This window comes from Xenorhabdus ehlersii, assembly GCF_003610465.1.
Classification (GTDB): domain Bacteria; phylum Pseudomonadota; class Gammaproteobacteria; order Enterobacterales; family Enterobacteriaceae; genus Xenorhabdus; species Xenorhabdus ehlersii.
Window position 1 is genome coordinate 61,601 of sequence record NZ_RAQI01000003.1, and the last position, 22,951, is coordinate 84,551.

At 44.9% G+C, this 22,951-nt stretch carries 9 protein-coding genes; 4 read left to right on the forward strand and 5 right to left on the reverse strand.

Annotated elements, in window-relative coordinates; all coding sequences use genetic code 11:
• Positions 1-2: 2 nt before the first annotated feature.
• Together BDE27_RS10630 and BDE27_RS10635 are read right to left on the reverse strand one after the other, a co-directional pair.
• The gene (locus tag BDE27_RS10630; RefSeq protein WP_099131119.1) at positions 3-1,358 is read right to left on the reverse strand and encodes an HlyD family type I secretion periplasmic adaptor subunit; all 1,356 of its coding nucleotides are present in this window, start codon (positions 1,356-1,358) and stop codon (positions 3-5) included.
• Positions 1,351-3,468: a peptidase domain-containing ABC transporter gene (locus tag BDE27_RS10635; protein ID WP_167450581.1), complete on the reverse strand. Its 2,118-nt coding sequence runs from the start codon at positions 3,466-3,468 to the stop codon at positions 1,351-1,353. Before BDE27_RS10635 ends, BDE27_RS10630 begins: the two co-directional genes overlap by 8 nt.
• Positions 3,469-4,009: 541 nt before the next feature.
• On the opposite strand from BDE27_RS10635, the gene rtxH reads away from it, so the two are divergent.
• The 4 genes from rtxH to rtxA are packed head-to-tail and all read left to right on the forward strand — an operon-like array spanning position 4,010 to position 18,974.
• On the forward strand, positions 4,010-4,360 hold the full coding sequence (gene rtxH / locus BDE27_RS10640; protein WP_099131121.1) for a protein RtxH: 351 nt from the start codon (positions 4,010-4,012) through the stop codon (positions 4,358-4,360).
• 33 nt (positions 4,361-4,393) lie between these two features.
• On the forward strand, positions 4,394-4,855 hold the full coding sequence (gene rtxC, locus BDE27_RS10645) for an RTX toxin-activating lysine-acyltransferase RtxC (RefSeq protein WP_099131122.1): 462 nt from the start codon (positions 4,394-4,396) through the stop codon (positions 4,853-4,855).
• A gap of 29 nt (positions 4,856-4,884) precedes the next feature.
• Positions 4,885-5,778 carry a hypothetical protein gene (locus BDE27_RS19945; protein ID WP_167450582.1) on the forward strand — a complete coding sequence of 298 codons (894 nt, stop codon included), beginning with the start codon at positions 4,885-4,887 and terminating at the stop codon, positions 5,776-5,778.
• Positions 5,700-18,974 (forward strand): MARTX multifunctional-autoprocessing repeats-in-toxin holotoxin RtxA, encoded by a 13,275-nt coding sequence (rtxA, locus tag BDE27_RS19950; RefSeq protein ID WP_244208785.1) that lies wholly within the window; start codon positions 5,700-5,702, stop codon positions 18,972-18,974. Before BDE27_RS19945 ends, rtxA begins: the two co-directional genes overlap by 79 nt.
• Before the next feature lie 179 nt (positions 18,975-19,153).
• Here the strand turns inward: rtxA and BDE27_RS10665 are convergent, their stop codons facing one another.
• The 3 genes from BDE27_RS10665 to BDE27_RS10675 all read right to left on the reverse strand — a co-directional run bounded on the left by BDE27_RS10665 (position 19,154) and on the right by BDE27_RS10675 (position 22,916).
• Entirely contained in the window at positions 19,154-20,692 is a 1,539-nt protein-coding gene (locus BDE27_RS10665; protein ID WP_167450583.1) for an FAD/NAD(P)-binding protein, read from the reverse strand.
• Between the two features lie 65 nt (positions 20,693-20,757).
• The gene (locus tag BDE27_RS10670) at positions 20,758-21,789 is read right to left on the reverse strand and encodes a methyltransferase (protein ID WP_099131125.1); all 1,032 of its coding nucleotides are present in this window, start codon (positions 21,787-21,789) and stop codon (positions 20,758-20,760) included.
• A 392-nt stretch (positions 21,790-22,181) separates the two neighbouring features.
• Positions 22,182-22,916 carry a class I SAM-dependent DNA methyltransferase gene (locus tag BDE27_RS10675; RefSeq protein WP_099131126.1) on the reverse strand — a complete coding sequence of 245 codons (735 nt, stop codon included), beginning with the start codon at positions 22,914-22,916 and terminating at the stop codon, positions 22,182-22,184.
• Positions 22,917-22,951 lie beyond the last annotated feature (35 nt).

The window sequence follows — 22,951 nt, forward strand, 5'->3', positions numbered from 1 at the left end:
GATTATTTTTCCCTCAACGCTTCAGATTGATATTCCTGGATTGGGCTGAGCAGATAATCAATGACTCTTCGCTGATCTGTTTTGATTTCCGCAACGATAGACATACCCGCTGTGATTTCAACAGGTTTCCCATCTACCATAATGTTGTTCTGTTTGAGGCTAATTTGTGCGGGAAAAACCAGACCTAACCGTTCATCAGTGGTGGAATCCCGCGAAATGCTAAGTAGCTCTCCCTCAATTGTGCCATAGCGAGTATAGGGGAAAGCATCGACTTTGACTGTAACGTGCTGGCCAGCTCGGACAAAACCGACATCTTTGTTCAGGATCTGGATTTCAGCGAGTTGTACATGTTCATCTGGAACAATCACCATCAAATTCTGCGCAGGTTGCAGAACAGCGCCGAGGGTATGGACAGTTAATTGTTGAACTGTGCCAGTGACGGGAGAGCGTACAACCTCAAGTTCTTCCCGCTCTTGCATTTTCGAAATTTCTTGATGCGTTAACGATAACTGTATTTTTGCCTGTTTTCTTTTCTCAAACCATTCCCGCTCTTTTGTTATTTTAGTGCCTTTTAAGCGCTCTTCCAGACTCTTGTATTTAGTCATCAGAATATCGAGTTCCGATTTTTGTTGAGCGATCAACCTTTCTGTTTCCAGAAATTCTTTTTCTTGTTCCAGATATTCTACCTTGCTGATAACCTGCTTCTGGCTCAAAGTCTTTCTGGCCTGTAAACGCTGGTTGATATTTTCGCGCAGATGAGTCAATGAGTGTATATCGCTATTTCGCGCCTTTTGGGAGGTGAGGTTCTCTTCCATTTCTGCGTGGATACTGGTAATGATTGAGTCAAATTCCTGCTTTTCGTGAGCGTAATGCGTCAGAATTCTTTCCTGTTTATCTGCGGATTGCTGCTGGAAAAGCGGCAGGGATTTGGGATCGTGCTTTTCAAGCAGGGCCTGGTAACGAATTTCCTCTTCCACCAGATAATCGCGTTGCTCGCTCAAACGGGCAATATCCTGATTGACACCGAGCGTATTGAGCGTCAGCAGTGGCGCATCTTTTTCAACATGCTGACCATTTTGGACATGAATGGCAAGCAGTCGGCTTTGCTCATATGCCTGAATAATTTGGGAACGACCAGAAGCTATCAGGCGTCCGGTTGCGGTTGCTTGTACATCCAGTTTCCCCATACAAGCCCATAGCAGAGCAACCAGAACGCTAATGCTTAGGGTTATTGCTGTATAACGAGCGAACGGAGAAGGTGGGCGTTGTGACAATGCCAAGTGTGTCGGTAAAAAATCATAATGCGGGTTGGCAGTACGTAACTGTTTGATCCCTCTGCGCAAGATAGCCTTAAACATGGGCAGGCTCCTCCTGTGTTGTTTCCTGTTTTAGTTCTTGTTGTAACTGCCAAAGTTTCCGATAGTGTTTGCCTTGTTGCAGAAGCTGTTCATGGCTACCTTGTTCGATGATTTGGCCCTGGTGTAATACAATGATCCGGTCACATTGGCGTACCGTGGAGAGCCGATGTGCAATGGTAATGACCGTTCGGCCTTGGGCAATCTCAGCCATGTTAGATTGAATGATGGCTTGTGATTCATCATCCAGTGCACTGGTGGCTTCATCAAGGATCAAAATCTTGGGATCTGACAGCAGGGTTCTGGCAATGGCGAGACGCTGTCGCTGCCCGCCTGATAGCGATTGCCCCCCTTCGGCGATCACCGTGTCATACCCCATCGGTAATTTAAGAATAAAATCATGTGCTCCTGCCCGTTTTGCCGCTTCGATGACCGCAAATAACGGGGCGTCAGGGCAAGATTGGGACAAATTCTCATACACCGTTTTGTTAAATAGAAAGTTTTCTTGCAGAACGATGCCAATCTGCTGCCTGATGGATTCAATATTGAAGTTTTGCAAGGGAACGCCATCCAGCGTGATAGTTCCATTTTCTGGGGTATAAAGCCGTAACAGCAAACGTGCAAGGGTGCTTTTTCCAGAACCAGAGGTTCCGACAACGCCTACAGTTTCCCCCGCCCGAATATTCAGAGTGAAATGGTTGATAGTGGGGGAGAGATCAGGTTGATAGCGAAAGACGATGTCAGAGAATGAGATTGCCCCGTGTAAGGCAACCTGTTCATTGCCTGATTGTTGCTCTGTTGGCAGATTCAGCATATCCCCCAGCTTATCAATGGCAATGCGTGAACGGATAAATTGCCCCCAGAGTTGCACCAACTTGGCCAGGGGTTGCTGGGTGTGGCTTACCATCATATTGAAGGCGATCAATTGACCAATGGTCATGTGCAGGGAAAGCACTTCCGAAGCGCCCAACCAGATAATCACCGCACTGGTAACTTTTTGTAGCACCATCACCAGATGACCGGAACGATTGTCCCATTGCTGTACATCATAACTGGTGCTGACCATCTTTTCAGTCTGACTATCCCAGCGGCGAATAAAGCGGGGTTCAGCGGCGAGGCTTTTTAGTGTCTCGGCACCTGCAACGGTTTCAGTCAGGAAAGAGGTATTCATTGCAGCATGAGTGAACTGTTTTTCCACCGCTTTTTCAATTTTCGGTGTTACCCACCAGGCCAGCAGGGCATAGCAGGGTAGGGTAAGCAGGAAAATCAGGGTCAACATACCGGACAATAGGCTCATGACATAAATAAATACGAACATGAACAAAACGTCGATACACAAGGTGAACATAGAGCCGGTTAAAAACTCTCGAACCGTTTCCAGTTCCCGTACTCGTGTGACAATCGCGCCTACTTGACGGGATTTAAAAAATAGCAATGGCAGGCCAAACAGGTGCTTAACCAGTTTCAGGCCAAGTTTTATATCAATCCGGTTGGCGGTGTGGGCATACTGGTATTCACGTAATCCCCGCAGAATAATTTCAACCAATCCAGCCGCCACCAGCCCAAAAATCAGCACATCCAATGTGGAAAGCGTCTGGTGTACAAGAACCTTGTCCATGACAACTTGCACGACCAAAGGAGAAATAAGTGCCAGGATTTGTAGAACGAAGGAGAACAGGAGGATCTCCGTAAGGTTCTTCTTTTGCCTGACAAATTCAGGAATAAACCAGCGAATATTAAATTGGTTGCTTTTTTGTTTTATTTTTATCCACCTGCCACTCCATAGATTGATAAATTCTTCTTTACCTAATATCTCAGGCGTTTCTTGGTGGGGTTTTTGGATTAGTACTCGTTGCTCATCATATTTTGCCAGAATAAAGGGTTGTCCATCATTGTTAAACAAAATGGCTGGTAGTGATATGTTACCTAACTTCTTATTTCTAGAGTGTTTGTTTTTAATACTAATATTACATTCTTTTTGCAGCTTGTTTAGAGTAGAAATATAATCATCACCATCATTTAAGTTTTTATTTGATGTGGTTACATGATCCCTATTAGATATCATTATTATTAAATTAATTAATGATATTATTGTTTTTTCTATTTCATTCATTAAATTAAATCTATTTTAAATAAAAAATCACATTTTTGATGTAAAGAGATAACCTGAAAAATAATAAGGCATAATATTTATTAAATAATCTTAACAAAATCTCTTGAAAGATATTATCTGCTCTCAAAGAACCCATGAATGTCGGTAATTGGGACAAAATGTAGAGCCTAAACAGGCATTTTACTATTTATATGTTGATCTTAGCCGATAAATAGATATATCTTTATCCAACGTTATCGGTAAACCCTGGTTGGTAACTCATTATCAGTATACCATTTGGATTATAGAACATACTTAAGTTGGCTTATACTTTACTTGCTATTTTGTATTTTGGATAGTTCTTTCAAAAAGATAGTTATTTCAAGATAATAGCTATTGAAAAATAAGGAAAATATAACTTACTTTAGCTTACTTAGATAACCGTAGCAATCAGGTTTAATCATAAATGAAACCATAATGCATATGGATTCATTTATGATTTAATCATTTTAATTTAATGTGTTTTTAACATTAAATTAATATTTATTTAATGGATAATGCTATGTCTGAAAAATTTGTTCAAACCATCTCAAGCGTTAATTATAACAAAGGCGTATTCTCTCTCTATTTTGTAGGCCAGGAATCGAATCGAATGGCGAATGGTATGCTGGCGGAAAATGATCAGGAATTACAATTAAAACAAGTGATCCATATGCCTGCTTCTGGTTTTATGTATATGGTTTCTATGGTTAAAAGTATGCTTGAAGATCCAAGAATGGAAGCCGAAATCAATAAACTGATTGCCGCTGGCTTTTTACCTATGCCTGAGATCAATGAAAGCGAAAAATCTGTTGAAGCAGAAGCCGCTGAACCTAAAAAACGTTCAACACGCAATTCTGAAACAGCAAAATAGTATCAGTAAAATTCTATCAGGCGTTGCTAACCTATGATGATTACACATCAACCAGCAACACTGAGTGCGAATGAAATACAGGCAATGATTGGTGGGGTGATGTTGCTTTGTCAGCACTCCCCCTTGCACCGACGTTATTTAGTTGCTGAATGGCAACAACGTATCTTGCCATCATTCCAGCTTAATCAGTTTTGCTATTACGAAGATGAACATCAACGCCCAGTTGCTTTTTGTAATTGGGCTTTTTTGTCTGACAGCAGTCGGGATGCAATTCTTTCCGGTGAGCGGGAAATTGTGCGGGAAGATTGGCGTTCCGGCCAGCATATCTTTTTTCCAGAAATGATTGCGCCTTTCGGACATGCGCGTGACATTGCCTGCGATCTGCGTCGGCGTGTCTTTGCCGCATGGAAAGGGCAAAAAGCCTGCACAGTCAGGGGAACTCTGGATGTTCCAAATAACCGCTGTATCCGTCGGGTACAGTGGTTCACTGTTTAATTTTTTTTACCCAATATCAGGATTATTTTATGGGAAAGTCATCTAGCCGCAGTGCGGAATACTTCTTTACTGAGAGATACGAAGATGATGATGATGGAAACACAATACATGCCTTCGGTGTCGGTATTAATGGTGTCATTAATGCTTATGGTGGAAATGACAACATAGTTGTCGGTTCTATTAATGTGACAGTCAATACCACGTGGGGCGATGACACTATTTCGGGAGCGACTGGCTATCTGAAAGTCAATGACACGACTGGCAATCTGACAGTGAAAGGGGGTTCTGGTTTCACTTCAATCAACAAGACACAGAGTGGGCTAATCAGATTTGAGGGCGCCGCTGGTGGAGTGAAAATCAATCATACCGGAGACAAGAGTGGCATCTCTTATTCTGGCGCTGCTGGATATAATAGTATCACCCGTAAGGGCTTACAGGGTGATATTAGCTTCAAGGGAGCTGGTGCATACAACGAATTCTGGCATGAAACTAATCAGGGAAATTTCTATTTCGCTGGAGCTGGTGGCGCAAACAAGATCGATCGTACCTGGTTTAACCGTTATCAGGGTTCACGTGGTGATTTGACATTCAAGGGTGCCGGAGCTGCAAATATCATTAGCTCCGGAGTTGAGAATGGCAACATTGATTTTGAGGGGGCGGGAGCAGCCAATAATATTGTCCGTAAAGGTAAAATTGGCGACATCACATTACGTGGTGCAGGCGCATCTAACCGTGTTGAACGTATTCGTCAGGTGGATGACGTCTACTCTGAAACCCAAGGAGATATCCGGTTTGAGGGGGGGGTGGATACAATAGCCTCTATTCCGATGTTGCACACGGTAATATCTATTTTACGGGTGTCGGCGCTTATAACGAAATTACCCGTAAAGGAACAGCCAATGATTTCAATAGCGAAGGGATAGAATACGCTAAAGCGGAAGAGGTTGTGCTGACAACCGCAACCATGAGTGGTTCATGGATTGGCAACTCCCATCAGGTGGCAGGGTTTAAATCGACGCGGGAGTTGAATACTTACCTGTTTGCGTTTGAAGATGGGACTTACACTAAAATCAACAAGGTTCAGCTCCGTAATGATCCCGAAACGGGCAAGCTGAGATACGTTTCGACCGCCTGGTATAAAGAAGGAAAGCATCTTAAGGGGTTGGAAAAACAAGATATCTCAAGGCGAGGGGGATTTAATTCAGTCGGTGAAGACGGCGCATACACGTTGTCAAACCTGACTGTTGAGCAGCGGAAACAGGTAACGGTTTATGCGGTTGAGAAAAAACTGACGGAAAACCAATGGGTGAATTATGGCAATGGTGTCCAGATCGACGCGGCAGATATCACTTTATCTGATGCCAAAATGGGGGGTTATGCTATTTACCGCGATGGAACCACCGTTGATGTAAAAGCTGTCAAATCCAACCGGATGCCAAACACCTATATTTATGGTAAGCAACTTGGCAAACATACCAAGGTTGTGGTGGTTGAGCTAAGGAACGACCCAAAAACAGGAATGCTGCAATATCTTGCTCGTCCCTTATATAAAGAAGGCTACCATACAGCAAATTTGGCGAACGAAAATATCTCCCCCGCCAATGGCTACCAATATATGGGAACCGGCAGCTACTCGCTAAGTGATCTTCATTACAGTGTTAATGCTGTGCGCACAAATTCCAGTCGTGTGCCTGATATGCATGAATATAGCGATCTGGAGCTGTTCAAATCGGCAACTGGCAATGGTGACAGTTCTGGGGATATTCATTATGCCGGTGCGGGTGGTGGTAACATCATTAAATCTAACGTTACCCGTGGTAATGTCAGCTTTAAAGGTGCAGGCATTGCGAATGTGATTGAACATAGCTCTGAGTTTGGTAACACCGAATTCGATGGTGGTGGTGGGGCAAACGTCATCATCAAAAAAGGCAAAGAAGGTAACCTGAATTTCAATGGTGCTGGCATTGCCAACGTATTGCTGCACCAAAGCCAGCACGGTGATATGAATGTCAATGCGGGTGGGGCAGCAAACGTATTGGTTCGCGTTGGGGATGGCCGCTATCTTGCTCACCTTCTGGCTGTTGGCAATATCTCCATTCATAAAGGCAATGGCAACAGCCGTATCTCAATGGGTGGTGGTTTTAATACCCATACCCAAATCGGTCATGGTAATGCTTTCTGGACTGGTGTTGGTGGTGCTAATGTCCTGACCCAAATGGGGAACGGTGACGTTTCATCAATACTGGTTGGTGGCGCCAATGTTCTGACCAAAGTGGGTAAAGGCGATTTGCAGTCAGCCATGTTTGGCGGTGCCAATATAATTACCCACATTGATAATCATGATGCTTCTTATTCCGGCTCTTCAAATACATCAGCAATTGCGCTGGGCGGTGCCAACATTCTGACTAAAAAGGGCAAGGGTGATGTACAGGCTCTCATGGGCGGTGGCGGCAATGTCCTGACACATATTGGTGATGGTAAAACCACCGGTATTATGCTGGGCGGCGCGAATATCCTGACCAAAGTCGGCAATGGTGATACTACAGGTATTATGTTAGGTCTCGGTAACGTTTTGACTCATGTTGGTGATGGGCAAACGTTAGGCATTATGGGGGCAGTAGGCAACATCTTCACCAAAGTGGGTGATGGCACAACCATTGCGGCTATGATTGGTGCTGGCAATATTTTCACCCATGTCGGAGAAGGAAATGCCTGGGCGCTGATGGGGGGGAAGGGCAATATCTTCACGAAAGTTGGCAATGGTGATGCACTGGCACTGATGCTGGCATTGGGTAACGTCTACACGCATATTGGCGATGGTATGAGCGTTGCCCTGATGATCGCCAAAGGCAATATTGCGACCAAAGTCGGCAATGGTGATGCGCTGTCAGCCATGATTGGCAAAGGCAATGTCTTTACCCAGATTGGTGATGGTTCCACTTTCGCAGCCATGATTGGTGGGGCAAACGTGTTGACCAAAGTGGGTGATGATCTGACAGCGGCACTGATGGTGGGTGAAGCCAACATTTATACCCATGTCGGAAACGGCACCAGCATTGGTTTGTTTGCAGGTAAAGCCAACATCATGACGAAAGTGGGTGATGGCACAACATTGTCTGCCATGTTTGGCGAAGCCAATATTATGACCCATGTCGGTGATGGCTTGACCGGTGTATTGGCATTAGGCAAAGCCAATATTGTGACAAAAGTTGGCAATGATTTCATGGGCGTTGTGGCAGCTTCCGAAGCTAACGTGGTGACTCATGTTAATAATGAAGGCAATAGCACCACGGCAGCCTTGTTAGCGGGTAAAGGCAATATTCTGACCAAAGTGGGTGATGGAACCGCGGTCGGCCTGTTGATTTCTAAAGTCGGCAATATCATGACCCATGTTGGTGACGGCACGACGGTCGGGTTTGCGAAAGGTGAAGGCAACATTATCACCAAAGTGGGTGATGGGTTGGGCATCAATGCCGCCTGGGGCAAAGCCAATATTTTAACCCATGTTGGTGATGGTGATCGCTATAACCTCGCCAAAGGTGATGCGAATATCATTACCAAAGTTGGCGATGGTCAGGAAGTTAGTGTTGTTCAAGGGCAAGCCAATATTTTAACCCACGTTGGCAATGGTGATGACTATACCGGCGCCTGGGGTAAGGCTAACGTAATGACCAAAGTCGGCGATGGTCGCAATGTTGTGCTCACCAAGGGCGAAGCCAATATCGTGACTCAGATTGGTGATGGCGATAGTTTCAACGCGTTATGGAGCCAGGGCAATGTTGTCACCAAAGTGGGTGATGGCATACAAGTGACCGCTGCCAAAGGTAAGGGCAATATCACAACCACGGTGGGTAATGGCCTTAGCGTGACTGCGGCTCATGGCGACCTGAATATCAATACCAAAGTCGGTGATGGTGTTTCCGTCAATGTGGCTTGGGGTAAATTCAACGTCAATACTCGTGTGGGTGACGGCCTGAATGTTTCAGTTATGAAAGGCAAGGGCAATGCCAATATCCGTGTGGGTGATGGCCTGAATATCAATGCTTCTTATGCCCGTAACAACGTGGCAATTCAGGTGGGTAATGGTGATTTCTATAGCCTTGCGGTGGCGGAAAGCAATACACAGAGCAATAAACTGGATGCGCTGTTTGACAATATCAAACAGACAGTACTTGGTAGCGCCGGCAGCCAAGGCATCAATTATCTGGTAAATGGCGATGAAGCGAATACATCGGGAACCCATAAAGGACGTGGTGCCATTGAGCTGCCGGAAGTTTCCTCTCTGAATGGCTTTAAGCTGACAGAGATGGATGAAATCACTTCTGACTTGAAGGACAGTCTGAAAGGTTCTGTGACGGGTGTTGATACCCCGGATATGGGGAGTATCGAGAAGACACTCGGCAACGAAAAACACCTGAATCCAAAAAATCAGTCACGCAACTTGATCGTCAATGGTGATTTTGAGCAAGGCGCCAAGGGATGGACATACACCAATGGCATTGAAGCGAGTCATTCAGCTAAGTCATACGGCCTGAGTGCAGAAGGGCATGGAGATCGCGTCAGTGAGCTTGATGTCAAGGGTAACACGCATATCTGTCAGAATATCCAGAATTTGACAGAGGGTGAAGAAATTACCGTCAAGTTCGATTTTGCAAGACGAGTTGGCAGCTCTGCGGATAATGGGCTGGAAGTGTGGTGGAATGGCGAGTTTGTTTTTGCAGCTGCCAATGGTAAAAGCGAGTGGCAAAACAAGACACTGACCTTAACCGCCAAGGCAGGCAAAAATCTACTGGGATTTTCTGGAATCGGCTTGGGTGATGGTTTGGGTTACGTTCTGGATAACGTTTCTGCAACTTCATCATCTTATCTGTCAGACCGTGCCATTACTGACCATATGCAGCAGGATAAGGCTGCCCATAACGCCTTGCAGGATAAGGAAAAAGCAGAAGCTGGTCGCCAGCGTTTGGTTCAGGAAAAAGATAAACAACTGGCAGCGATTGCTGGCACCCAGGCACAACTGGAAGCTACCGATCTGGATATTCTGAACGCTAATGGTCAGACGCAGCGTGATGCGATCAAGGGCGAAGCCCAGGCGGTAACAGATGAACTGATGGCGAAAGTCAAAGGTTTGGAAGCGCTGGAAACCCATGCCGCCTATCATGGAGAATCAGGCCAACAATGGCGTGATCAGTTTGCTGTTGGTTTGCGGCAGCGTATTCAGTCCGAATTGAACAACGCTAGCGAAATTGCGCAAAACCAACTGGATAATTCACAAAAAGCGGCAGCGGAACATCTGGATAATATCAAGGATGCCGTCGCTAAATCAGAAGCAGGTGTACTTAAGGCTGATCAAAACCATCAACATGCTGAGCAGGATGTTGAAGAAGCGTTGATCCAAGCCAGAAACAGGGAAAAAGAAGCTCTTGATCGTGAGCTAAGGGCCAGACAAGCAGAACATGATGGCAACGTAGCAGCGCAGCAAGCAGAGCAACATGGTCAGAATGAAGTCTCCGTGGCAGACAGTAAAACTGTGCAAGTACAAAATGATGCCAAGGGTTCGAAACTGGATGGTAGCTATCAGCCGACCCGTACCGGCGCAAAAGGCAGCGGTTTGTCTGGTAAAGCCTATGAATCCCATTACTATGACGACGTTGAAAAGGCAGAAAAATCCAAGAGTAATATCAATTCTGAATTCACTGTTCAGGCAGATGGCCGATTCAGCAAAGAATTGCAAGATCTGGATAACGATCTGAGCGAACTGAACGATGCCAAAGAAGCCCTGAATCGCTTGCAGATCAATGCGGGAATACGCGCTAAAAAAGAGTCTGGCGCCTCTGCTCTGACATCTCTGCATACCGAAACATCAGTCGATCAGCCTGTCAACCAGTCCATGGATACCGTGACTGAATGGGTCAGGAATACGCCGAGAATTTCAGGATTAGATCTCAGTGGCTTGCAAGCACTGGGTGAAACTTTGGCTCAACCAGAATCCATTGATACGTCAAAAGTGTCTGCGACGGCAATAAAGGCACAAAAAGTAGCTGATGTTTATCGCTGGCTGGATAGTGACAATGGCGCTGCGACAGATAGCTACATTCCTGTCCCTGGTTTTAACCGTGTTGATGCGGATATTCCTGCTGATCTCAGACAGAAAATGGTGACCTTTGTTGAAGGCTACCTGAATGCTACGGAAAATAGCGTACCGAAAGATCAGGTTATTTCACTAGCGAAACTATTTGTTGATGCCACAATTGATTACGACTGGGATAAGCGCGTCGAATTCGTCTCAAGACTGGAAAGCTATGGCTATAGCTTCGAACCTGTACATGGCGATAAGAGCATCGTTTCATTTTGGTCTGGTAGAAACTTCAAGCAATACCGTGAAGTTCTTGATGCAGTACAGACTGATGGCAAGAAGGTAGTTTACGATATTGATGTAAAAGGTAACTCTTTTGCCATTGATCTGAACAAGACGCTGATGCGTTGGGGAGGGATATTCCTCGATTCTGACATTGCGGAACAGAAAGCTTTGCAATCGACCATTAACGCTTCGGCATACAGCAATACCGGATTCTGGAGTTCCCTCTATGCAACCGGATCACGTGATGATGTCTATGTCATTGCGGAAGGCGGATTACGTCTTGGCAACTATTTCTGGAATGTTGAATTACCTGTATTGCGTCAATTGCAGCGTGAAGGCTTGGTAGGGGAAATTCGCCTGCTGGATAAAACGGCCAAAGCATATCAAGGTATGTCACCTGAATCCATTGGACGCAGATTGACAGAAGCGGGTGTTTCTGTAAAAGCGCGTTTTGATTCACTCAGCTTTGCAGAGCAGGAAAAGCTGCTGGCATTGAACCCTGACAAGTATAAGCCGGATACATTGGTTGATCTGGATATCAAAACCAGTGCCATTGATAACCTGCTGAGCCAAGCATTGCCATTCTATGGATTGCGTACAGAACGCAATTTGTTGGTACGTGCATCTGATACTAAAGGCTTTGAAATTCGTCCGTGGCCGGGTAATAACAATGATAGTTTCAAAACTATTATGATGGAAAACCCAGAAGATTCAGCTCAGATTAAATCTATTGAGCGTTTTATTCTCGCCAACTATAACAATTACGACCAATTGCCTGATGAGTTGCATCTGGTGAAAGATCGCATTGTTTCCCACGATCATGGGCGTACCCGTATTATTGCGGAAAAAATCGACGGTAGCTGGAGCTATAAACCGAAAACTGATTTGATGTCTGTAGGGGAGTTGCGGGAAGCCGCTTACGTTAAAGGTAAGATCCTTGGTGACAGTTATCGGCATGTGTTAGATGCCCTCAGTAACTATCAAAATACTTTGCAAAACAGCAAGGATAATGACTTTGAAGCAGTGGAAAAATTAACTGATCTGCTGCACCAGGTTGAAAGTTATTTGAAGGGGCATCCAGATTCAAAACGAGTTCCTGCGTTACAAAATTTGTTGTCACAAGTGAGTGTCCGTCTGGAAGAATCGCTGGTACTAACGGAATTTACGGTGAGAAGTGGCGAAAAAGTTGCCATTAATAATGATGGTACGCCACCGCGTGACAGAGAACCGTTCAATCCAGTGACTCGTTTCCTGAACGATGAGCTTTATGGCTCCAGAGAAGATCGCCGTAACATCGATAATCACACCCAAATAATATTGGATGCGGCTGTCGCCAAAGGTGCCGCGGATAAGATCACCCTACAGGGTGAAGCCGGGCGTCTAACGGGTTATTACCATAGTGGTGCTCAAAAAGATCAGGGTGAACATAGTCCAGCGAAAAAAGTTGTACTTTTCATTCACGGTTCCGGCTCATCTGCGGAAGAACAAGCCAGCATTATCCAAAATCATTACCAAAAACAGGGTGTGGATATGTTGGCGGTGAACATGCGGGGTTATGGTTCCAGTGATGGTCATCCAAGCGAAAAAGGGCTTTATCAGGATGCCCGTACCATGCTCAGCTATTTGGTTAATGACCGTGGCATCAAGCCTGAAAATATTATTATCCATGGCTATTCCATGGGTGGGGCGGTAGCGGCGGATCTTGCCCGTTATGCAGAGCGCAACGGACAGCCAGTTTCGGGTTTGTTGCTTGACAGGCCAATGCCAAGCATGACCAAAGCGATTACCGCCCATGAAGTACCAAACCCTGCGGGGATCACGGCGGGGCTGGCTAAATTTGTTAATGGTCAGTTCTCGTTGGAGAAAAATCTGCAAGGCATCTCGAAACAGACGCCAATCATGCTATTGACCGATAATGAAGGATTGGGCAAAGAAGGGGAAAAACTGCGTGCCAAGCTGGTTGTAGCGGGTTATCAGGTATCGGGTGAACAGACCTTCTATGGCCATGAAGACAGTGGATTGATACGCCAATACGCCGATCTGATTGTCTCAACACTTTCCGAACCTAAGCGTGAAAGTGGTAGCGTGAAGGCAGGCTTGTTGGAAAAAATGGTTTACACCCTGTTTGATGTGAAATCAGGTGGAAAAGAGTTGGATAAATACTCATTCCATTTCACGCAGGGAGAGTCTCTGCTAAATAATCTTGAGAAATTGGTACCGGAAATTGGCAATGTACTCCTGACTAATGGGAATCACGTTGAGTCAAAAGAATTTCTGGAAGGCATCTGTTTTGCCTTATCTGGCCGTTACCTGATAGAAGAGCGAGTACATGGAGTCGGTGGTGGTAAAGCGTATTTATCGTGGCTGACGGATGCGGTCAAAGCCTACAATGACAATAGTGTGAATAAAAAGAGTGATATCAATTCGATTGAAGCCTCTTTGCTTAATCAGTATCGCCGCCAAAATATTGGTCCGGCAATTCAAGATCTGCTGTCAATGCAGTATAGCCAGACGCAAAATATGTCTAATTTGGTAAACCGCAGGAAAGCCAATCAAGCTTATGGCGGCAAGCTAAAAGCCAACGGGCTGACAGGAGATAGAATTGACCGCTCGATGAGCAATGATGTTGCTGGCTATGAGTCTGTCATGGAGCAACTACGCAATGTGGATAAGACGACATATATGTCCTTTATGTCTGAAGATCACGCAATGGCCGTTGTTGTGCATAAAGGGGAAAATCAAACCGTTTGGTCATTCTATGATCCTAACTTTGGTATCAAGTCATTTGATAACTATAGCGATTTTGAACACTTTATGGACTCTTTCCATAAAGGAATACTAACGGGATATCAATCCAAATTGGGTTATGAATATGTCGCCAGCAGAGAAGAAAACCAAAGTTTCTATGTTAACTACAATACGTTTGAAGATGGCACCATTACCCATTATGACGGAGTCTGGAAACAGGCGCGTGCAGGTGAACAACAGTACGTATTGCGTGCACTGAAAGAGCAGGGTAAGGCATTTAAGCTGGGTTCAAATGTCACAGGACGAGTGGTTGATTACGGTAACGATGCCGTGACGTTAGAAGTGACAACGAAGAAAGGTGAGAAAGTCCTGGTTGAAGTTGAAAGTAACAATTTCAGGCAGGCGGCTAACCTTGTGCAGTCGAATATCGATAAAGTCGTTGCTAATTCGGAAAATGGTAAATTTACACTCAAAGCGTCGGCGGAAAATATTACCAAACAACCAAATGCAGGGCAGAGTGCGACTGATGCGTTTGATGTGAAACCTCAGTCTGATGAATCAAAAGTACTCAAAGGTATCAAGAGCGACCTGAAACGTTACGGCGAAGCACTAAAACCACAGTCATCCAGCCCAGGTAAAAAACCGAAAGATATTCGCACAACGGAGGATTTTTTAGCCGGCTACAAGCAGGGTCATGCGGAGCAGGTGGTGAATGGCTTCCGTCCAAACATGAATATCAAGCAATTGGTAGATTTGCTGGTTAAAGGTAACTGGAGTCCAGAACAAAAAGGGGCTTTGGCTTGGGAAATTGAAAGCCGCGCCTTAAAAGTCACTTTCCAGCCAAGAGCTGAGAAATACAATCGCTTGTTCCGTGATGTCGCTTCAACGGGCATTGCTGATACTAAGGCAAGCGAACAACTGGCACCACAGTTGTTATTGTTGAATCTGTCAAATGATGGTTTTGGCGGACGTTGTGATCCATTATCGAAACTGGTTCTGGTTGCGAAACAACTTGAAAATGATGGTCAGGATGGTGTTGCCCGTCAATTGCTGGAAAAAATGTATTCCTCGGCGGCTGTACTTAGTAATCCAGATCTGTATTCTGCAACTGAGCGCGCCAACGCGGATAAGCTGTTGGGCTCTTTAGCAGCACTGCATGCCAAGAACCCGATGGCAGACACATTTATCAAAGTGTGGAAAGAGAAACTGGAAGACACGAAAGCACTGACAGTAGATGGCGTGATCCAGAGAATTACCGCTGGCAATACAGAAGATAAACCCGTGTTGCTTGAACTGGATGGACCAGACCATGCAATGGCGGCGTGGGCCAAAGGAAATAGTGAGGATCGTGTTTATGGTTTCTATGATCCAAACGTGGGGATTGTTGAATTTTCGTCAGCGGAGAAGTTTAGTGCTTACGTGACGCGTTTCTTCGGTGAATCCGATCTGAATATGGCACAAAGCTACAGGTTGCCGAAGAACGCAGCAGGGGAAAGTGTTTTCGAGCGTGTAGCAGTCATTGATGGTGAGGTTTTGGCAACTTATCGTCCAAGAGCGGCTGATAAAATCACTATGCGAGACATGTTAGAACTGCCGGTATTTGATGATGCCTCAATCAAGAAACCGATAGGGATTGATGCGGCTGATGGTGTAAAAAAACCATTAAGTGATAACTCGCTGGAAAGCCATATGCACGTGAATAACCAAGATGTTAATTCTTGGGAAGATATTGCGGTCAAACCACAGCCTGAAGGTGGCGATAGCCGCTTTGCTGGTCAGGTTATTATCCAGACAGAAAATGATCCTGTGGTTGCGGAAGCCGCTGCGAACTTGGCGGGTAAGCACCCGGATTCCAGTGTGATCGTTCAGCTTGATGCCAACGGTCAATATCGCGTGGTGTATGGTGATCCGGCTGTTTTGTCCGATAAATTACAGTCCGGCAAATTACGCTGGCAGATTGTTGGGCATGGACGTGAAGAGTTAGCGCAGAATCATACGCGCATGAGCGGTTACAGTGCGGATGAACTGGCCTTGAAACTGAAACAGTTCCGTACTGATTTCAAACAGGTGGGGAGGCCAGATCATATCAGCCTCGTGGGTTGTTCTCTGATAGGCGATGATAACCGCAATGGTTTCGCCCATCACTTTATTTCGGAACTGGATAAGCTGGGTATCCGTACCACCGTATCGGCGCGCAGCAGTGAGGTTGCGGTAGACAGTATTGGCCGTAAATACACCAAAGATGCGCAGGAACAGTGGGTACACAAACTTACGGATAATAAGCTCGTGTTGGGGTGGAATGACAAAGGTGAATTGGAAAGTCACTCTGAACGTGTTCGCCGTGGTATCGCTGAAAATGACATCAACTTATCCCGCGTGGGTCAGACTGAGGTTGCTGCAAAAGCGCAAGGCGCTATTGCGGACAATGCCGAGACATTCCATGCGCCAAAACAACGTGATACGGCAGATAACCATTCAACAGTAGTATCATCAAATAACCAGCTGAGTTATTCCGGTAATATTCAGGTACAAGCTGGTGATGGTGAGTTTACGGTCATTAACTGGGGAACCACCAATGTAGGTATCAAGGTCGGTACAGGCGGCTTTAAGTCCATGGCCTTTGGTGATAACAATGTGATGGTTCACATTGGTGAGGGTAACAGCAAACACAGTGTTGATATTGCCGGTTATCAGGCATTGGAAGGAGCACAACTGTTTGTAGGCAACCGCAACATCAGTTTCAACATAGGACGCAGTAATGATCTGATCGTCATGCTGGAAAAATCCATTCCGACACCACCGTTGGTTAACCCATTTGACGGTGCAGCACGCATTTCTGGTGTATTGCAAAACATTGCCGGATCGTTTAACTCACCGGACTGGTTAGCTACACAAAACCAGCAATGGACATTGGAAAGTGCGAAGAAATATGTCAGTGATCTGTCCGGTCTCGATTTAACCAGCAGTGTAGACTATAAAACCCTGACAGATCTCGACTCGCAAAATGAACGTAGCAGCCGTGGCCTGAAAAATGATCTCGAAAGCACATTGAACAAGAAATACAACCAATGGCTGAGTGGAAATGGCAATACTCCTGAAATGGGCAAAATCAGTCGGGCGGATAAGTTCCGTCAAGCGAATGAAAAACTGGCCTTTAACTTTGCCGTTGGTGGGCAGGGTGCTGATATTCAGGTAACGGCGGGTAACTGGAACTTTATGTTCGGTGACAATATTCAGTCGATTCTGGATACCAACCTGGGATCGCTGTTCGGCTTGATGACGCAGGAATATACCTCAACGGGGATGGCAAAAACCACGTTTACCTTTAGCCCAACGGACTTGCCTCGTCAGCTCAAAAATAAATTGTTGGGGGATCTGGCAGGCGTCAACGCGGATACCACGCTGGCAGATATCTTTGGCGTAGATTATACCCCGAAAGGTGATATTGTCTCCCGTTCAGGCCAGCCTGTTGATGGTGTCGCTATTCTGCGTCAAATGCTGGAAATCATCGGTGAATTCAGTAGTGATCAACTGCAAGCCTTCACTGATCAAGAAAAACTACTCGATAGTCTGAAAGCTAGCTTGAATATGGGGGCTGATGGTGTGAGATCTTTTGCTGAAAGCCACGGCCTGAAAGCAAAAGCACCTGATGAAAGTCAGGAAGGGCATGTATCCATCAGCAAAGGGGATGAATCAACACCGGAAACAGCAGATGTACAGGCAGATCGCCCCGTTGGTTTGACTTCCCTGAACCTGCCAAACCTGTTTGCAACGCTGTTCAATCAGGATAAGCAGGCCGAGATGAAATCGCTGGTCACTAACCTGAAAAAGAACCTGACAGCTGATCTGTTGAACATAGAGGATAAAACCTTCGACTTCCTGCGTAACAGCGGCCATCTGCAAGGAGACGGTGATATTCACGTTTCCCTTGGTAACTACAACTTTAACTGGGGGGGTGATGGTAAAGATCTCGGTGCGTATCTGGGCGATAACAACAACGTCTGGGGCGGCCGTGGTGACGACGTCTTCTATTCCGTAGGAACCTCGAATATTTTCACCGGCGGCCAGGGTAATGATGTGGGTGTTATGATGGGGCGTGAAAACATGATGTTTGGCGGTGCGGGCAACGATGTTGCGGTATTGGCTGGACGGATTAACTACGCCTATATGGGAAGTGGCGATGATCAGGCCTTTGTCTTTGGTGAAGGTGGCATGGTTGATGGCGGCAAGGGACGCGACTATATCGTGGCTTCCGGCAACTTTAACCGCATTGATGCGGGAGAAGATCAGGATTACGTTGTAGCCATTGGTAATAATAACCGAGTGGATTTAGGCGAAGGTAACGACTTTGCGACAGTATTCGGTAACTATAACCAGATCGATGGTAATGTGGGCAACAATGCCATCAAACTGATGGGTTATCACGCTATCATCAATGGTGGTACAGGTAATGATCACCTGATTGCCGATGTGGTATCTAAGTTCAGCCAGCTTAACGGCGGTGATGGTGATGATCTGCTGATACTGGGCGGATACCAAAACCGCTTCAAGGGTGGCACGGGCGTGAATAGCTTTGTGGTCAGCGGTGATGTGATTGATAACGTAGTTGAAGATATCAAGCAAGGTGACAAGATTATTTTCAATGATATCAATGGGCAAAACTTGTGGTTACAACGCAGCGGTTACGACTTGGTGCTGTTGACCCAGCGTAATGTCAAAGATACCTCTGCACAGGGGCAGTTTGAGGCAATGGGTTCTGTGACGTTCAACGACTATTTCAATGGTAACCGTGCGGATATCATCACCCAAATGGGGGATAAAGATACACAGGGCGAGCGTGAATATACGGTACTTTCTGCCAATGCGGTAGATTCTCTGGTGCAGGCTATGAGTGGATTCGCGCCTAATATGGGAGACAGCGGCTTTATTGATTCGCTTGATAGTAAAACGAAGTCAACCATTATGACGGCGTGGTCTGATACCATAAACGGGAAATCTAAACTTGCCTGATAGTTTTATTAACTGATCTTGATTAATAAATGGCCCATGAATGTGGGCCATTTTTCAATTAACGTGTTATCGGGATTTACGTTATCCATCTATGATTGCTTGTAAGATGGCTTGCCTCTTTTGTAACTTCTTCGGGATCTTCCTTTTTCACTGTCGTAGCTTGGGTGGAACGGTTAAAATTATGTGCTTATTTCCAGCTCTTTTTCGGTATTGCCGATAGTTGATGTGACTTGAACATCTAATTTCAGCATACTTTTAATAACCAGATTCGCTACATTTGCGACCACGAAGAGGGCATTAGGTACCCATAACCGCTTATGCGCAGGCGTTCCGACAAACCAAATACTTTCTTTTTCCTTAAAGTCAGGAGGGATGACTCCCATTTCTGGCGAGATCGATATGGCGCGTTCTGAACGCTGGCCGTGAGTATCAATCTCAAGTATCCCATCCTCGTCAAGGATAAAGTCAGGTTGGTGATAACCAACAGCAGCGACAATCGCATCAAATGGTTGATAATCCTGCCCTAAGTTGACTAACCAGGTATTTGCCTCTCCTTCTTCTATAACAACATTTAGAATTTCTCCTTTCTGAATGAGCAGAGAACCACTATCCATATAGTGCAGAAGTTTCTGTGCATTGGGCAAAGCAATGGCGGTGATATATCGATGAAGCATTTTTTCGAAGTTGGGATGAAATGAACCGCCAAAATAGGTGTTATCATGTAAATGCACTTCGTTAACGACATACACGAAATTGACTATCATATCTTGCCATTGACTCTTCCCTTGCTCGGCAATAGCGATTTCTTCACGCAGACGTTCCCGACAACTATTGGCATTAGAAAACTGTTCTCGCCAGGGTATTTTTGTGTATTTTTTGAGTGCACGGTAGAAATATTTTAGATACGCGTGCTTCAATGAGTCAGGAAAAAAATGGGTCAATTGATTCCCCTGACGGTTCATTATCGACATTGTATTTTTATGCTCAAAGAAGGTTCCAGGGCTTTTTACAAGCCGCGAACGGACAGCGGGAATATCTCCTGATGGCGAAGTCATGGTGACGCTATGGCCTTCACGACAGAGAAGAATAGCCGCATCGATTGCTGCAAGTTTACTGCCGATAACCAATACCCGCGATTGCGGGGGTATTCTGGCTAACATCTCTTTCTCTGGATAGGGGCTGTGGATAAAAGTTGGGCGAGTCAAGTGGGGTTTCAACACATCAGGGAGCCGAGAAGCACCTAAGCCTGTACAGAAAATGACATCAGTCACTTCCAGTGATTGAGGTGTCAAGCTATCACCATGCCAGAGTGTGTAACAACGATGTGGATTGACCTTCAACCCCCTAAATAAATGGGGCATATGGAAAACATCGATTCCTGTTTTGAGAGCAATAGTGCTAAATTCCAGAAATCTTTGATTCAGATAGTTTCCTACCCACTGCCGCGGCACGAAAGATTCCGGTGTAACGATATGGCCGTGTTTATGCAAATAATCCAGAAAGTCCAGAGGATTATCAGCCACGACTGACATGGTATCGATCGAAGTATTGCAGAGTACATCGCCATCCAAATTGAAAAAGGCCATTCCTGGGCCAACCGGCCCAGGTTCAATAACATAAATGATTTGCGCTGCACGATGTTGCACTGCTGCGATGAATGTCGCCACCCCAGCAGCCCCGCCTCCGACAATGGCAAGACTTCTTTTGTGAAAGGACATTACTATTTCCTCAATATATTGTGAAAATAAGGAAGTTTTACCTGGCTGACTTAATGCGCAGGAACTCATTCGGCAATGGCTTCAACAATCGAAATGTGACAGCCTGTATCAATGACACGATTGAGTTTTAAGCCTGCGTTAGCCAACAATTGTCGTAGTTCATCCTCTGTGCGTTCACGTCCTTCTTCGTAGATCCCCATACAGAGAAGATCCATTTCTTTACCTGCATGTGAAACGTTGCCATTAGGGATCACAGGGTCCATTACCAATATTCGTCCATCAGGGGACATCGCTTGTCGGCAGTTACGTAGAATTTGTATACATTGTTCATCAGACCAGTCGTGCATAATGTACTTGAGCAGATATATATCGCCCTGAGGACATGACTCGAAAAAGTCGCCAGAAGTAATCTCCCACCGCGTATCATCACCTAGCGCGCCAAGTTCATGTCTGGCGAGTACGTGTGGTTGGTCGAAAAGAACCCCTCGCAGGGTTGTATTAGCCTGTAATACTTCTAATAACAGGCTACCAAACCCGCCAGCTATATCGACAACTGTTGCGTTTTTCGGGAAATCATAACTGTGCACGAGAAACAAATTTTCCACTTTAGACATTGAGGACATACCGACGTGAAAATCATCAGTCTGCGTGTCCGTCTGCGCCCAATAATCAAAGAAAGGAAGTCCGTAGAGGTGTTTGAAGGCAGGATTGCCGCGGACGCTTTCTACAATCTCACCAAGAGGTTGCCAAAATGTCCGGTCAGTCATCATCAATACTGCGGCTCGGAGGGAATGGTGTGTGTCTTTGCGCAGAAACTCTGCGGCTGGAGTGAGTGAAAACCATTTATCTTCGGTTTCATGAAAGATATTCCGTGTGGCAAGCAGCCGCAGAACTCGGTGTAACTGCTGCTCTTGGGCTCCGACAGTTTTGGCGAGTTCATGCACTGTTTTTGGCCCATTGCTTAAATGATCGGCTACACCGAGAACCGTGGCAGCACGAAGTGCCGCTTGATAGGTATACCCCATTGTTTGATTAAGTAAATGTAAAGCTGCTGATGTGTAATTAGAAATTGCTGTGTTATTATTTAAAATGTTCATATAGATCTCATTTATAATATAATTATTAAAATAAAAATTAAAGAAACATAAGTTACCTTATTATTTCAATTATATTATTAATCAGAAAATTGTTCATTTTTCAACCACAAAAAATCTTATACGGAAGTATATTGTTATAATGATTATTATTAATAAGGATGATGAATAAGGTTGTTTTTACGAGAAGGTTATGCTGTGTTTGTAGTGAGAATTTTTAGGGGGTATATTTATTAAATAGCACAATAGAAAAATACATTAAGGTATAATAAAAACGCTATCATAAATAACATCAGTAATTTATATTATTTGCGTAATGAAATTTTTTGTTAGTTTGATAGCATATAAAAATATTTCATAAAGTACCCCCCTAAAAACCGTGGGGGATTATTTTGTTAGAGTTGACAAACAAGGGCTGCATCAATGCTATTTCTTTGAAAATCATCCCAAAAACCTGGTGGATAACTTTCAATATCGCTCTCCAGTAGCATGGGTTTATGCCATTCAAATTTTAATCCCGCCTTAGTGATTGCATCCTTATATTGTTCACGGCTCCAACGATGCATAGTAAAAGGGCTGGGTGGGGTAGTAAGAAATTCAGCCCTCACAAGAGTTGTATCTTTCACTGGCTCTTCACTTAGAACCTTTATGCAATAATTTTCATAGTTCCCTTTTTCTAAACGATAATCAGGTTCAAATGTATAAGCGATGAGTTTACCGGAAGGTTTAAGATGATCTGCAATTACACGAAACATACTTTCAAGTTGTTCAAGTGTTTCCGCATGGCAAAATAACCAGGCGGCAACTATCAGATCAAATTTGCCAAATGACTCCATTTTGTTGACATCTCTGATATGAAATTCTATGTCGTCGCCATATTGTTGCGATTTGTTTTTAGCAATTTCTATCATCTTATCTGATATATCAATACCAATAACTTTTGAAGCGCCGCGATTTCTGAATTCCCGACTAAATAAGCCATATCCACATCCTAAATCTAACATCGATTTTCCTTTTACATCCCCTGCCAGATTTAAGAGGGTACGAGTGACTATTTTGATTTGAGCACTAGAGTCTGAGAAATCTTCGTAAAGATGTGCAATGGGATTATATAAGATGTTATCTTTCATAATTCTTTGTCCTTAATTAAAGTCAAGATGTTTTA

Excerpts from the sequence above, each read along its gene's own strand:
- BDE27_RS10630 (WP_099131119.1), bottom strand. The coding sequence starts at position 1,358 with ATGTTTAAGGCTATCTTGCGCAGAGGGATCAAACAGTTACGTACTGCC.
- BDE27_RS10635 (WP_167450581.1), bottom strand. The coding sequence starts at position 3,468 with ATGAATGAAATAGAAAAAACAATAATATCATTAATTAATTTAATAATA.
- rtxH (WP_099131121.1), top strand. The coding sequence starts at position 4,010 with ATGTCTGAAAAATTTGTTCAAACCATCTCAAGCGTTAATTATAACAAA.
- rtxC (WP_099131122.1), top strand. The coding sequence starts at position 4,394 with ATGATGATTACACATCAACCAGCAACACTGAGTGCGAATGAAATACAG.
- BDE27_RS19945 (WP_167450582.1), top strand. The coding sequence starts at position 4,885 with ATGGGAAAGTCATCTAGCCGCAGTGCGGAATACTTCTTTACTGAGAGA.
- BDE27_RS10665 (WP_167450583.1), bottom strand. The coding sequence starts at position 20,692 with ATGTCCTTTCACAAAAGAAGTCTTGCCATTGTCGGAGGCGGGGCTGCT.
- BDE27_RS10670 (WP_099131125.1), bottom strand. The coding sequence starts at position 21,789 with ATGAACATTTTAAATAATAACACAGCAATTTCTAATTACACATCAGCA.
- BDE27_RS10675 (WP_099131126.1), bottom strand. The coding sequence starts at position 22,916 with ATGAAAGATAACATCTTATATAATCCCATTGCACATCTTTACGAAGAT.